Source organism: Longimicrobium sp. (assembly GCF_036399935.1).
Classification (GTDB): Bacteria; Gemmatimonadota; Gemmatimonadetes; order Longimicrobiales; family Longimicrobiaceae; genus Longimicrobium.
Genome location: NZ_DASWMD010000003.1, coordinates 1 through 14,047 on the forward strand (window position 1 = coordinate 1; position 14,047 = coordinate 14,047).

Annotated in this window: 10 protein-coding genes and 1 pseudogene; 4 read left to right on the forward strand and 7 right to left on the reverse strand. The window is 70.5% G+C overall.

What is annotated here, in order from left to right:
* Positions 1 to 29: 29 nt before the first annotated feature.
* Positions 30 to 893: an RNA methyltransferase gene (locus VGB24_RS01365; RefSeq protein ID WP_331071158.1), complete on the reverse strand. Its 864-nt coding sequence runs from the start codon at positions 891 to 893 to the stop codon at positions 30 to 32.
* A 168-nt stretch (positions 894 to 1,061) separates the two neighbouring features.
* Here VGB24_RS01365 and VGB24_RS01370 point away from each other — a divergent pair, with 168 nt between their 5' ends.
* Positions 1,062 to 1,730 (forward strand): Ig-like domain-containing protein, encoded by a 669-nt coding sequence (locus VGB24_RS01370; RefSeq protein WP_331071159.1) that lies wholly within the window; start codon positions 1,062 to 1,064, stop codon positions 1,728 to 1,730.
* A gap of 77 nt (positions 1,731 to 1,807) precedes the next feature.
* On the opposite strand, the gene VGB24_RS01375 is transcribed toward VGB24_RS01370, so the two are convergent.
* The 3 genes from VGB24_RS01375 to VGB24_RS01385 all read right to left on the reverse strand — a co-directional run bounded on the left by VGB24_RS01375 (position 1,808) and on the right by VGB24_RS01385 (position 5,717).
* Positions 1,808 to 2,305 carry a hypothetical protein gene (locus VGB24_RS01375; RefSeq protein ID WP_331071160.1) on the reverse strand — a complete coding sequence of 166 codons (498 nt, stop codon included), beginning with the start codon at positions 2,303 to 2,305 and terminating at the stop codon, positions 1,808 to 1,810.
* A gap of 20 nt (positions 2,306 to 2,325) precedes the next feature.
* Positions 2,326 to 4,182, reverse strand: coding sequence for a stage II sporulation protein M (locus tag VGB24_RS01380; RefSeq protein WP_331071161.1), 1,857 nt, complete (start codon positions 4,180 to 4,182; stop codon positions 2,326 to 2,328).
* A 218-nt stretch (positions 4,183 to 4,400) separates the two neighbouring features.
* Positions 4,401 to 5,717 carry a S8 family serine peptidase gene (locus tag VGB24_RS01385; RefSeq protein ID WP_331071162.1) on the reverse strand — a complete coding sequence of 439 codons (1,317 nt, stop codon included), beginning with the start codon at positions 5,715 to 5,717 and terminating at the stop codon, positions 4,401 to 4,403.
* 722 nt (positions 5,718 to 6,439) lie between these two features.
* Between VGB24_RS01385 and VGB24_RS01390 the strand changes: the two genes are divergently transcribed.
* The 3 genes from VGB24_RS01390 (at position 6,440) to VGB24_RS01400 (ending at position 10,367) form a co-directional block, all read left to right on the forward strand.
* Entirely contained in the window at positions 6,440 to 8,587 is a 2,148-nt protein-coding gene (locus VGB24_RS01390; RefSeq protein WP_331071163.1) for a S9 family peptidase, read from the forward strand.
* 734 nt (positions 8,588 to 9,321) lie between these two features.
* Entirely contained in the window at positions 9,322 to 10,155 is an 834-nt protein-coding gene (locus VGB24_RS01395; protein WP_331071164.1) for an SPFH domain-containing protein, read from the forward strand.
* Positions 10,152 to 10,367, forward strand: coding sequence for a hypothetical protein (locus VGB24_RS01400; protein WP_331071165.1), 216 nt, complete (start codon positions 10,152 to 10,154; stop codon positions 10,365 to 10,367). The genes VGB24_RS01395 and VGB24_RS01400 overlap by 4 nt, the downstream gene beginning before the upstream one ends.
* 1,000 nt (positions 10,368 to 11,367) lie before the next feature.
* On the opposite strand, the gene VGB24_RS01405 is transcribed toward VGB24_RS01400, so the two are convergent.
* The 3 genes and pseudogenes from VGB24_RS01405 to VGB24_RS01415 all read right to left on the reverse strand — a co-directional run.
* Positions 11,368 to 12,537, reverse strand: coding sequence for a 6-bladed beta-propeller (locus tag VGB24_RS01405; protein WP_331071166.1), 1,170 nt, complete (start codon positions 12,535 to 12,537; stop codon positions 11,368 to 11,370).
* Between the two features lie 143 nt (positions 12,538 to 12,680).
* Positions 12,681 to 13,310 carry a hypothetical protein gene (locus VGB24_RS01410; protein WP_331071167.1) on the reverse strand — a complete coding sequence of 210 codons (630 nt, stop codon included), beginning with the start codon at positions 13,308 to 13,310 and terminating at the stop codon, positions 12,681 to 12,683.
* Between the two features lie 175 nt (positions 13,311 to 13,485).
* Positions 13,486 to 14,047: pseudogene (locus tag VGB24_RS01415) on the reverse strand (IS5 family transposase); the annotation flags it as partial.

A 14,047-nucleotide genomic window follows, 5' to 3' on the forward strand; every position in this document is an offset into this window, starting at 1 on the left:
GGACCCGCCGCGCTTCGGTGTCTCCGCCTCTATTCCGGCGCCTCCGGCGGCGGCGCCGAGCGGAAATTGCGGGGCTCGCCCTCGGGTGGCAGGCCGCCGATGCGGCGGACGTACTTCACCACCTCGATGAAGATCGCGCGGAGAAAGCCCGCCTCGCGCATGTCGGGATCGGCGCGGCGCACCAGCTCACGGATCGTCCTCATCACCGTTTCCGTCTGCCGCGCCTTGAAGAAATCCACGGCCCACAGCGCCCGCTCGGTGTCTTCGAACAGGCGCTCCAGGGCGGCCACGTCCGCCGGGGGCGCGTCGCCGCGGCGCGGGGCGCGGAACGCCTGGTCGGCGCCCTCGGCCTCCATCCACATCTCGTACGCCATCACCAGCACCGCCTGCGCCAGGTTCAGCGACGAGTGCTCGGAGGTGGGGATGATGCACGTGCGGTGGCACATGTCCAGCGCCTCGTTGCTCAGCCCGTGGTCCTCGCGCCCGTACAGCAGCGCCACGGGCCCGCCCTGCCCCGCCACCGACTGGCGGGCGCGCACCAGCAGCTCCGGCGCGATCTCGCGCGGGCGGGTGACGGCGCGCTTGGCGCGCCGCGAGCGGGCCGTCATCCCGATCACGTATGAGCAGTCGCCGAGCGCGCTTTCCAGCGAGTCGTGGATCTCCGTGCGCTCCACGAGGTCATGCGTCCCGTGGGCGATCCCCTCGATGCGCCACGGGTCCCACAGCGCCGGCTGGATGAGCCGCAGCCGCGAAAGCCCGAAGTTCTTCATCGCGCGGATGGTTCCCGCGATGTTCACGTAGTCCTGCGTCTGCCACAGGACCACCACCACGCCCTCCAGCGACGCGCGCCCCGTGCCAGCCGCCTCCTGTCCGCCCGTCTCGCTCACGTCCATTCCCCGTTCGGTTCGCCGGTGCCCGCCGCGCGGGTAGCATACGGCGGACCGGCGGCGGGCGGAAGGCGCGCCCAAGGCCGGAGAAGCTTGCGGGGAACATCCGGCGGGCACATTTTTCGTCCCTCGGCACGGTGGCCCGGCCTGACCGCACGATCGAGAGTTCATCCAATGAAGTTTTCCCGCCCTGCGGCGGCAGCCCTCCTGGGCGTGTTCCTGGCGGCCTGCGACATCGGCACCGGGAGCACCCCCGTCGACATGGTGATCATCGAGGCCTTCGACGCCGACGTGGCCATCGGGGAGGCACGTCAGCTCACGGCCACCGCCTACGACGGCGACGGCAACGAGATCACCGGCCGCGCGGTGGAGTGGTCCGCCAGCAACCCCGCCGTGGCCACCATCAGCGACGACGGGGTGCTCACCGGGCTCACCCTGGGCCGCCTGGCGGTAACGGCGGAGATCGCGGGCGCGCGCGACCACCAGCAATTTACCGTGATCGAGCCGTTCGGCGATTGCCCCGTCGCCAACCACGCGCTGGGCTCCACCACCGCCGCCACCCTGACGTCCCCGGACTGCCGAAACGTCGACAACCGGTATACGGACATCTACCGGATGTCGGTGAGCACCCGCCGCGAGGTGACCATCACCATGCGCTCCGCGGCCGTGGACTCGTACCTGTTCCTGGTAAACGCCGCGGCCGACCGGGAGCTGGCGCAGGACAACGACAGTGGCGGCGGCAAGGATGCGCGGATCGTGGCGACACTGGACCCCGGCACGTACATCATCGTGACGACCGCCTACTCGCCAGGAAACGGCCCGTACACGCTGACGACGCAGTAATCGCTGGCTCATGACCACGATAGAAGGGCCCGGACCGCAGCGCGGTCCGGGCCCTTCGCCGATGGTGGCGCCTGGAATCAGGAGCCTTCGGGCCTTGCGTCGATGGCCACGCGCGCGCTGTCGAGCGGAATGGTGACCACCCACTGGCGCTTTCCCGCCGGGTCCGACAGGTAGGCGTAGACGGTGCGCCGCTGCGTGGGCTCCAGCGTGACCTCCGCGCGAAAGCTGCCGCCCGTCACGGGAACGTCGACGGGGCCGTAGAGCACGTCGTGCCCGTCCTCCACCGTCAGCTGCACCGTAGCGGCGCCGCGCGTGCGGCCGTCGATCGTGTAGCGCCGCTCGCCCAGCTTCGTCACCGTGCCGGTGAGGTTCGCGCCCGCGGGCGGCGCGCTCGTGCGCGCGCCGGTGTCCACGCGAGGCGGAGGCGTGGGCGATGCCGTGTCGCGCGGAGCGGAATCGGCCGCCGCGACAGCGGTCGAATGGGCCGGGGTGGGGCGGCTGGCCCCGCCGTCGTCCTGGCAGGCGGCCAGCGACAGCAGCGCGGCGGCGGAGAGGCGAAGGTGGATCGGGTTCATGTGCGGTGCGGGAACGTGAGTCAGGCGGCGGCGAGCCGGGGCGCCGCCGACTTCTCGTCGCGCTCGGCCGCGGCGGCCGCGTCGGCCTGGTACTGCGCGCCGTGGCCGGCCAGGGCGAAGTAGCAGACCATCGCCAGCCCGAAGATGGCGGCCAGCGTGAACTTGATGGCGGAAGGCAGGGGCGAGGTGCTGATGAAGCCCTCGATCAGCCCGGCGATGATCAGCATGACGGCGGTACCGCCGATCAGCGACACGGCCTCGCGGGCGCGCCGCTGCAGCACCTCGCGCCGCGTCAGGCGGCCGGGGAACAGGATGGCAGACCCCAGCCACAGCCCGGCGCCCCCCGCGATGCAGATGGCGGTGATCTCGATCACCCCGTGGCCCGCGACGAAGGTCCACAGGTGAAGGCTTTGCCCGTGGTTGGCGAACAGCCCGGCCACCGAGCCCAGGTGCAGCCCGTTGAACACCAGGATCAGCACCGTTCCCGCCCCGGCCAAAATGCCCCCCGCGAAGGCGGTGAACGTCACCCCCACGTTGTTGCTGATCAGGCTGCTGGCCATCCCGGGCATCTCCACCTCGGTGACGTCGTAGTAGCCCTCGCCCCGCGCCTCCTTGGCCGCCGCGTTCTCGGCCCGGGCGATCATCTCGGCCGGGATCATCTCGCGCGCCAGGGTGGGCTGGGTGCGGATGGCGGCGAAGCTGAGCACGGCGGGCACGTAGAACAGCGCCAGCGCCACGGTGATGGGCCGCCACAGCCGGCGGGCCAGCGCGGCGAACCCCCCGGCCAGGAACAGCCGGAAGCGGCGCCACGAGCGCACGGGCGGCCGGTAGAACAGGTTGTGGCCGCTGCCCACGATGCGCTCCAGCGAGTACAGCAGCTCCTGCGAGCCGCCGTAGGTGCGGGCGCGCGCCAGGTCCGCCGCCACGCCGCGGTACAGGGTGGCGAAGCGCGACACGCGGGTTTCGCCCAGCTTGTCGAGCCCCTGCTTGCGCGCCATCTCCAGCATCGCCTGGTACTCGTTCCACTCTTCCCGCTGCCGCCGGACGAGGGCCGTGGCCTGCGCCGTTCCCGCGCGGCCGCCCGCGCCCGAGGCCTGCCGACGCGCCGTCTCGTCCGCGTGAAGCGTGCACAGGTACGCGTCGGGGCTCACCTGCATCCGGCGCGGATCGTCGGCCACGTGATGCTCCACGCGCGCCATCAGCTTGCGCGACAGCTCGGCGCGCACGTGGCCGTCGAGCGCCAGCCGGCGCGAGACGAACATCGACACGGCCGCGAACTCGTCGTCGCCCAGCCGCGGGCGCCCCAGGCTGGGCGCGTCGGCGGCGGCGGGGTTGTCTTCGGGGATGGGCTGCCCCGTGCGGTCGCGCACCACCACGGTCCCCGCGGCCATGTCGCCCAGCCGCTTGGTCTGCGGATGCAGCATCATCGACAGGCCGCCGATGGCGCACGAGCCCACGGGCTGAATGTCGACGCCCAGCTTCACCAGGTTGCGGATGGCGGAGGCGCGCACCGTGACGGGATACCCGCCGTCGTGAACCACGCGGATGCCCATCCACCTCTTGCCCAGCGTCTGCCCGTCGCGAAGGCCTTCCAGCAGCGCGAAGTATCCCCAGAAGAAGACGAAGCTCAGGAACCCGTAGATGCCCAGTCCCACCCCGCCCAGCAGGTTCTCGCCTCCCACCATCCAGACGAAGAAGGCGGCCGTCGCCAGGAACGCCAGGTTGGTGAACACCACGATCAGCAGGTCCAGGAGCAGCGCGGTGAAGCGCGAGCCCAGGTCGGCCAGCTCGTAGCCGATGGCCACGTGCTCCGGCGTCTCGACGTCCACCTGCCGGTCGGCGAGGACGTGCGCGGGTGCGGGAGGTGCCTGGACCATCGGCGTTCGGGAAACCGGGGGGGGATGGATCGCGGGAGTGCGCGATGCGGCGCACGGAGAATGTAAGAGCGTTCCGGACATGGCGCGAGCGGGGAGCCGTCGAGCGGGTGAACCCACCCGCCCGTGGAAGGGGGGCGCCAAAGAAAAGGGCCCCTCTCGCGAGGGGCCCTTTTCGTGTGAGGCGCCGGGGTGGCCCCGGCGCGCTCCGCTTGCCTGGGTTACAGGCCGGCGCCCAGCGAGGTGCCGGTCAGCGCGCGGTACAGGTTCGCGCGGCCGTTGCCGTACTTGGTGTCGTAGCCCGCCGCGCCGATGTCGTCGGTGGTGCTCTCCAGCCGGCTGCGCAGCGCAGCGCCACGCAGACCCGTCTTGCTGGCGACCACCGCGGCGACGCCGGTGACGTTCGGGGTGGCCATCGAGGTGCCCTGGAGCATGGCGTAGCCGCCGCTCAGGTACGAGGCCCAGATGCCCATCTCGTCGGTGGTGTTGCTGTACAGCTGGCCGCCGGGGGCCGAGATGTCGAGGCCGCTGCCGTACTGCGAGTACGTGGTCAGGGTGCCGCTCCAGTTGAGCGCCGACACCGAGATGGCGTTCGGGTCGCAGGCGGGGCAGCCCACCTTGCCGCTGGCGCTGTTGCCGGCGGCCGCGATCACCAGCACGCCCTTGGTCACCACGGCGTACTTGATGGCGTCCTTCTCGGAGCGCGTCTCGATGCTGCCGCCCAGCGACAGGTTCATCGCCACCATGCCCGGGTAGTCAGCCGCCGCGTAGATGGCGTTGACGATGGCCGAGGTGGGGCAGCCGCTGGGGCCGCAGACGCGCTGAACGAGGATCTTGACGTTAGCGGCGGCGCCGGAGACACCCGCCACGCCGACCGTGCTGCCGGCCATGGTGCCGCTGGTGTGCGTGCCGTGGCCGTCTTCGTCCTCGGGGTTGTTGTCGCCGGTCACCCAGTCCTTGCCCATGATCAGCCGGCCGGTGAACTCGGGGTGGTCCATGTCGACGCCCGTGTCGATGCTGCTGATGACCACCGGCGAGCCGCCGGCGCCAATGCCCTCGATGACGTCCATGTCGGCGTCGAGCACCGAGGCGTACGAGGCGGGCAGCGGCTGGCCGACGCGCGAATCCGTCTCGTTGAAGTACGCCGTCTTGCCGCCCGGGTTGTAGAAGGCCCACAGGCGGGGGTCGATCGCCAGCGGCTGGCGCAGGAAGTTGGGCTCGGCGTACTCGACGCGCTCGTCCTGCATCAGGCGGGCGGCCTCGGCGCGCTCGGCGCCACGCTCAACGCCCACCACCGCGGTGCGGCTGGCGGAAACCAGCGAGCGGTTGAAGGAGATCCTGGTGTCGCCGCCGTCCAGGTCGCTCACCGAGAAGCCGGGCTTCATCTTCACCAGCACCTCACCCGGAACCACGGCATCCGACACCGACTGGCGCGGGGCGATCTCGAGCGGGCGCGCCTCGGGGGCGTTGGGAGCGTCGGCGCAGGCGGCAGCGGCCAGCGTGAGCAGCCCGGCGGCTGCGATGCGGTAACGGGACATGGTCTTCCTTGCAGGGGGATGGTGCGTGAACGATACGCCTGACGGGATTGGACAGGTCCGCTCGTCCGGTGTGATGCATCCCGGTAAGGCAACGAGCGCGCCACTCGGAAGCCGCCGTGTGTTTCCGCGTAACTGCTTGACTTTCCATGGTTTAGGCAGGAGGACCTACTCTGGATGAGCGATGCGATCCGATGCACCGCGCACCGTTCTGGTGCACTCGGCAGGGCGATCGCCGATCTCAAATCGGTGCGGGCGATGGCCGTGAACTGCTACACAATCGTGTGACAGAATTGCAGGAGCCGCCACCCGGGCCTGAAGTGTACCCCCTCTCCCACGCTGTTTGTGGGAGAGGGTGGCACGCGTGTCAGCGCGGCTGGGTGAGGGCCCCACGGCAGCCGAGGCCTCAGCCCCAGTGACCGCTGCCGCGCCGTGGCTCGTACGCATCCGCGGCTGGATCCTTCGCCCCGCGTCGGTCGTCGTACGGGAGAGTGCGGTGCGCGTGGGGCTCAGGATGACAGGGCTTTCGTGCGCCATCTTGCCACCGAAGCACGTCCCGGCGGGGTGTGTAGCCCCTTCTCCCACGCTGTTTGTGGGAGAGGGTGGCACGCGTGCCGGCGCGGCCGGGTGAGGGCGCTCTTGCGGCGCGGGGCGAATGCCCGGCAGCTTGGGCGCGAGGCCGCGGCGTGCTCCCTGGCGGCGACACCCAGAACCCCTGGACGATCATGCGTATCCGTATCCCTGTTCTCGCCGCCCTGGCCGGCGCGGCGCTCGCGGCCGGCCCCGGCGCCGCGCAGGAGAGGCGGCCCCTGACCGCGCTGGACCTGTACCAGATGCGCACGGCGGGCGGCGTGGCGCTCTCGCCGGACGGGCGGCGCGTCGTCTTCGTGCAGACGGAGGTGGACTCGGCCGCGAACCGCTACCGGCGCGACCTGTGGATCGCCAACACCGACGGCACGGGGCTGCGCCGGCTGACGTGGACCAACGCCGCCGGCATCGGCGCGCCGCGGTTTTCGCCGGACGGGCGGATGCTGGCGTTCAGCCAGGCGCGGCAGGGCGGGCGCGGGCAGGTGTGGATCCTTCCCCTGGCCGAGGGCGGCGAGGCGTGGCCCCTGACCAGCCTGCCCACCGGCGCCGGCGGGCCCGTGTGGTCGCCCGACTCGCGCCGCATCGCCTTCATGTCGCAGCTCACGCCCAGGCAGCTGGCCGACTCCGCCATGGCCGCCGATTCCGCCCGGGCTGACTCGGCGCGCAAGCGGGTGGACGGGGCGGCGGTGCGCAACATCCACCGCGACCGCCAGGCGGCGCTCGCCTCCATCCGCGCCCTGCTGGCCGCCAACGCCGGCGAGCAGGACCCGCGCGTGGTCACCCGGCTGGACTACCTGGGCGAAACCTCCATCGAGGAAGAGAGCTATGGGCAGGTGTACGTGGTCGACGTGCGGCAGGGCGCGCGGCCGGTGCAGATCACCCGTGCCCCGTACGGCATCGGCGCGCCCGTGTGGACGCCGCGGGGCGATTCGCTGGTGTTCAGCGCCAGCCCGCCCGCCGCCGGGCAGCACCCCGACTACCAGATGGAAGGCGACCTGGTGATCGCCCCGGCGTCGGGTGGCGGCACGCCCAGGACGATCGCGGAGCCGCGCTACGCCGAGAACAACGCCATCGTCTCCCCCGACGGCCGGTACATCGTCTACACGCGCTCGCTGCAGGCCGAGTTCTTTACCGCCACCAACACGGAGTTGGTGGTGATGCGGCGCGACGGCAGCGACCGCCGCAGCGTTACCGGGGCGATGGACCGCGGCGTGGGCGGGTTCACCATCACCGACGACGGCTGGCTGTACTTCACCGTGCAGTCCGAGGGCGCGCAGCCGCTGTACCGCACGCGGCTGGACCGCATCGCCCCCGTGCCGGTGGTGCAGGGCCCGCGCGGGGTGCTGGCCTTCGACGCGGCGGGCGGGCGCGTGGCCTGGGCCGAGATGAACCCCGAGCGCCCCAGCGACGTCTATGTGGCGGACGCCGCCGGCCGCGGCACCCGCCGGCTGACGGCGCTAAACGACTCGCTGCTCGCCCGCGTGTACGTGAGCCCCTATCACGAGGTGTGGTATCCCTCGTTCGACGGGCGGCGCGTCCAGGGCTGGTACCTGCTGCCGATCAACCACCAGCCGGGGATGCGGGCGCCGCTGGCGGTGCAGATCCACGGTGGGCCGCACGCCATGTGGGGGCCGGGCGAGGCGTCGATGTGGCTGGAGTACCAGATGCTGGCCGGCGCGGGCTACACCGTCTTCTTCTCGAACCCGCGCGGCTCCGGGGGATATGGCAACGAGGGGCTGCGCAGCATCCAGCGCGCCTGGGGTACGCCGCCCGCGCGCGACATCCTGATCGGCGCCGACAGCATTCTGGCGCGCGGCCTGGCGGACCCCGCCAAGCAGGTGGTGACGGGCGGCAGCTACGCCGGGTTCATGACGGCGTGGCTGATCGCGAAGGAGTCGCCGGAGCGCTTCCGCGCGGCGGTGGCGGCGCGCGGCGTGTACGACCTGGGCATCTGGTACGGCTCGTCGAACACGTACCGGCTGTTCGAGGGCGAGTTCGGCACGCGGCCGTGGGAAGATCCCGAGGTGGTGCGCCAGCAGTCGCCGCTGACGTACGTGGCCAACATCCGCACGCCGCTCCTGCTGCTGCACGCCGACACGGACTTCCGCACGACCGTCGCGGGCGCCGAGGCGATGTACCGCGCGCTCAAGGTGCTGGGGCGCGAGGTGGAGTTCGTGCGCTACCCGCGCGAGGGGCACGAGCTCACGCGCGCGGGCGAGCCGAAGCACCGGGTGGACCACATGCTGAGGACGCTGGAGTACTTCGAGCGGTACGTTTCGCACTGAGAGGGGAAGTGCGTTAGTGCGTTAGTGCGTTAGTGCGTTAGTGCGTTAGTGCGTTAGTGCGTTGGTGCGGGAGGGGCTTACCCAAGGCCCCTCCCCGGCCGGCCAGGGGCGGGTGAACCCGCGGCTGGAACGGCGGAAAGCCCCGGCTCGGGCCGCTGCCGCGTCCCCCCGGGGCTTCACCTTCACGCTCGCCGCACCTGCCGACCCCACACGATTGTCATCCGGAGCGGCCACGCCCGCTTGCCCACACGACCACCTGCCCACACGACCGCACCCTGTCATCCTGAGGCCCAGGCGCACCGCACCGGCCCGCAAACCGTCCGTCGCGGGCCGAAGGATCTAACCTGGGGCACGTACCAGCCAGGGCGCGGCAGCGGTCATGGACCCCTGGGACTCGGCTTGTTCTCGTGTGAGGAGGACTGTGCGGCGCGCCCGGTGCCTGGTGCAGTTCTCCCCCTCTCCCGCTTGCGGGAGAGGGGGCCGGGGGGAGAGGGCAGCCGGGGACTGCGCCGGACCCGCCGAAGCGCATCGGCAGCCTTGCCATAGCCCGACGCCGCGCCCATAGTACGCCCACCGCGAACATCCCCACACGCCGCACGGCAGCCGAACCCACCCCGGCGCCGGCCCGTGCGCGAAACCGCCGGGCTTCATCCCTCGTAGTGCGCCGCATGACAAAGACAACGATCAACGTGGGGGGCAAGCGCTCCCCGTTCTCCAGCAACCGGCACAACCCGATGCAAAACGCTAAGACCGTGGTGATGGGCGGAGGCGCGTTCCTCCTGCTCATCCTGGTGTTCATCCTGGGCACCAACTCGTTCACGCGGGTGGACAGCACCGAGCACTGCGTCCTGACCCGATACGGATCGGTCATCGATCGCAAGATGAGCACGGGGCTGAACTTTACCCCGCTGGCCGACCCCACCTGCTTCAAGATGACGCAGCGCAACTTTCCCGAGAACTCCGAAGGGAAGGAAGTGATCCAGGCCACCACGGCCGACCCGGTGACGGTGGAAGGCGATCTCGCGGTGACGTGGAGCTACAACCCCGGCTCCATCTACCAGGTGTTCCTCGACAAGCGCACCCCCGAGGCCGCCGAGACCGAGGTGCTGAACGCCGTGCGCGAGGGCTACCGCAACGCGCTGAACGCGTGGACGGTCAACCGCATCTTCTCGGCGCAGCGGGCCAACCTGTCCGAGGACGTGCGGCGCCAGATCCAGGCGAAGCTGGGCAACCGCGCCATCATCCACCAGGTGTTCGTGCGCGACATCCGCATTCCGCCCGCCATCGAGCAGGCGCGCATCGCGGCGGCGCAGCAGGCGCAGGTGCTCGACAAGGCGCAGAAGCAATTCGTGATCGACAGCGTGGAGGCGCGCGGCCGCGTGATGCGCGCCGAGGCGGATGCGCGCGCCAAGGAGCTGGAGGCGCGCTCCTACGCCGCCAACCCGGCGCTGATCCAGCTGGAAAGCGCCAAGGCCATGAGCCAGGGCCTGTCGCAGGCGTGCCGCGGCGTGCAGACCTGCGTGATCGGCGGGAGCGTGATGGATACCTGGAAGAGCCAGGGGCCATGATCGGGATGGCCGTCTTTCTCCTGCTGATCGTGGTGGCGGGCGGGTCCATCGCGGCCCACGTCTCGGCGCACACCAAGATCGCTGGGCTCAGCGCGCAACTCGCGGAACTGGAGCGCGAGCGGTCGCGGGACCGGGAGCTGCTGGAGGCGGTGCTGCTGGAGGATCCCGGCAAGGTGCGGCGACTCGTGGGCACTCGTCCGCCGGCCGCGTGAGGCATCCTTCGCGGTTGCACGGGCCCCGGGGCGGGTGAACCCGCGGCTGGAACGGCGGAAAGCCCCGGCTCGGGCCGCTGTCGCGTCCCGCCCGGGGCTTCACCTGCACGCACACCGCACCTGCCGATGCCGCACGATGTCATCCCGATGGAGCGGCCCCGGCGACCCTGCCCGTACACCGTAATCGGCAGCGACTGAGGGATCCGCCACACACGCTGCGTGACGCGCCCGGACGGCAGGGTGCACCCCGTCCAGGGGCGGGTGAACCCGCGGCTGGAACAGCGGAAAGCCCCGGCTCGAGCCGCTGTCGCGTCCCGCCCGGGGCTTCACCTGCACGCACACCGCACCTGCCGATGCCGCACGATGTCATCTCGATGGAGCGGCCCCGGCGACCTGCCCGTACGCCGTAATCGGCAGCGACTGAGGGATCCGCCACACACGGTGCCTGACCCGCCCGGACGGCAGGGTGCACCCCCCGTCCAGGGGCGGGTAAACCCGCGGCTGGAACAGCGGAAAGCCCCGGCTCGAGCCGCTGTCGCGTCCCGCCCGGGGCTTCACCTGCACGCACACCGCACCTGCCGATGCCGCACGATGTCATCCCGATGGAGCGGCCCCGGCGACCCTGCCCTTACGCCGTACTCGGCAGCGACTGAGGGATCCGCCACACACTACGCCGCACGCGCCGCTCTCACCTTTCGCTCATTCTCGTTGTCGCCCTGCCGGGACATTGAACGCCCGAACAGAAGTACCGGCCCCGCGCATGCACCACCTCCGAGCACCACGCGCGCTGTGTGGCGGATCCCTCAGTCGCTGCGAGTTATGGTGCCGGGGCCGGTCAGGCGTGGCCGCTTCTTCGGGATGACAAATCGCGTCGGCGGGTGCGGTGCGCGTGCGGGTGAAGCCCCGAACGGGACGGGCCAGCGGCCTGTGTCGGGGCTTTCCGCTCTTCCAGCGGCGGGTTCACCCGCTCATGCACACCGGGAGGTCGGGAGTGCTCGGCTCATCCGCCTGGAACGATCCTGTACTTCACCAGGGTCGGCACGTCGAGCTCGTCCTTCTCGACGGCCCAGATTTGCGTGCGGTCTGCGTACGCCACACGCACCCCGGCCGGCACCCACGCCCGCGCGATGATGCGGCCGCTCGCATCCAGCACGTGCCACCAGGCCATCTCGCGGCCCAGGTCCTCGCGGCGAAGCCAGATCGTGCCGTCGCGCCCCAGCACCAGCCGGGTGACGGGCGGCAGGAACCGGGGGCGATACAGGTTGTCCCGGATCTGCCGGCGAAGCACCGAGGCCTCCGGCGTCCTGATCCGGGTTTCCCCGAGCCCGCCGACGTGTTCGTCCAATGCGCGCTCCACCATCTCACGCGTCACGGGCTGCGGCCGATACTGATAGTTCCTGGCGAGTGTGACGCGCCCGGAGTGATGGATGCGCTGGACGGAGAACACGGTGGAATCCGAGCGCGTCGCGGCGTTCCGCCGCACGATGACCACCGCGGACCCGTCCGGCGAAACGGCGGTCAGCGGCGTGTCCGTGAACCGCTGCGGAAAGTAGGTCCGGCTCGTGCCCTCCGCGATCACCCCGAACTCGTTGCGGTGCTCGTCGCGCGCGAGCACCGCGATGGGCTCGCCCCGGGCCGTGAAGCGCACCATGGGGACGCTCACGGGCGGGGTGCCGGCGATCAGGGACAGGGGCGTCTGCCACATGCCCAGGACCGAGCCGTCCGCCAGGAGACTGTACGGGATGTGGTGCCGTCCATCCGTGAGGGGCGCCGCGCGAGAAAACGAGATGGAGCGGACGAACCTCCCGCTCGGCAGGAACAGGCTGATGCGCGTCTGCGGCGTATCGGTCACCCACAGCGTATCGCCTCGCCAGCCCAGCGACGACGGCCGGTCGAACTCGCCGGGGCCGCTGCCCTCGCGTCCGATGGACCGGAGGTAGCGCCCCTGCGCATCATACACCTTTACCGCGTTCTCCTGCGGCTGCGATACGTACACGCTCCCGTCGCGCCCGATGGTGACATCCGACACGGCGGAGAGCGCCCCCGGCCCCTCGCCCGTGCCGGCGCGGACTTCCGGTGCCACGCGCCAGAGCGGCACCGGTGCCTGGGCGGCGAGCGTCGAGTGCCCGGCGACGAGCAATGCAAAGTGGAGAACGGCAGAAACCTTCATCGCGCGTACAGGCGCCGAGTGGGGACGGAATCGATCGATCAGATCGTGAGGCGTAAGTATCGGCAAACGTATCGGCCATGCAAGTACGAGCGGCGCGGCCCCCGCCCAGGAGCCGCGCCGCTTCATCCGCCGGTGCTCACGATTCAGAAGTCGATTCCCACCTGCACCCCGACCGCGCCGCCGCGGGCAACGGCCGGCGCGATGCGCACTCCGTGGGCACTCGTCACCCTTTCGTTGTGCTCACTGACGGAGCGCGGGGCGGTGAGGATGCTGTACGCGGCGCCCCCGATGATCAGGCCGGTGCCCATTACGTTCACCGCATCCCAGTGCAGGTCTCCGCCCTCTGGATTGTCCATGTCGAATTCCGGCGATGTCAACAGTTGGCTGATCACCGAACCGAGGACGAGCGTCGCCCCGGCGCCGCGGACCTGCAGGCCGACCGCCGTGCGGCGCGTGTCCCGTGCGTAGAAGTTCCCCGCGGATGGCGCGATCAGCGTCCCGTACACGAGGAGCCAGTACCCCGCGTCGCCCTTCCACTGCGATTCCACCCCCTGGCTCATCAGCGCCGCCCCCGTCGCGGTCGCGACCACGGTATGCCCCAGGGCCAGCGCCTGAGCTCGCGAGCGACTCTTCAGCTGCGCCTGGTTCGCCGCGGCCGATGACACGGGTCCGGCGGTGTCGCGTGCGTTGAGCGCAGCGGATTGTGCCTGTCCGCGTACAGGCAGTGCGCTCAGCGCCATGGTCAACGCGGCGAGCATGATGGACACGCGCATGTACGATATCCCTGGTGATGGTGGGGGGAAGGACATTCCAGTAAACGCACGAGACCGGGCCAGTGTGACGGATGCGGCGGCCGTCCGCGCCATGGAATCGTCACACGAGAGCCCGGCGGCGATCGTGCAGGCGGCAGCCGCGGCACGGGCACAGCTCAGAGGGTGTTGAGAAACGTCAACTTGGCCGAAGCCGACGGAGCATGAGACCCGACATCGCAAGATGGATCCATGCTTCGCTGCTCTCCATTAGGCCCTCATAGTCCTTGCTCAACCGGCGGCAGCGCCCCAGCCAAGCGAACGTCCTCTCCACAACCCAGCGCTTCGGCAGCACCGAGAAGCCCTTCTGGTCCTTCGGTCGCTCCACGATCTCAAGTTTCCAGCCGAGCGCATGCGTAATCAGTCGCGCACCCCGATAAATCGTGTCTGCGTAGATTACCTCCAGACGCGGACAACGTCCTACCAGCTTCGGCAGCACCTTGAACGCCCCATGAGAGTCCTGCACGTCGGCTGCATGCACCGTGACCGCCCAGAGGAGCCCCATCGTGTCGACGACGATGTGCCGCTTCCGCCCCTTTACCTTCTTGCCCGCATCATACCCACGGACCCCCCTTTTTCAGTCGTCTGAACCGACTGGCTGTCCAGCACTGCTGCGCTGGGCGTTGCCGGCCGGCCTTCGGACTGTCGGGTCCAGGTGCGAAGGATATCGTGCACGCGCTCGAACGTGCCGTCCTTCTTCC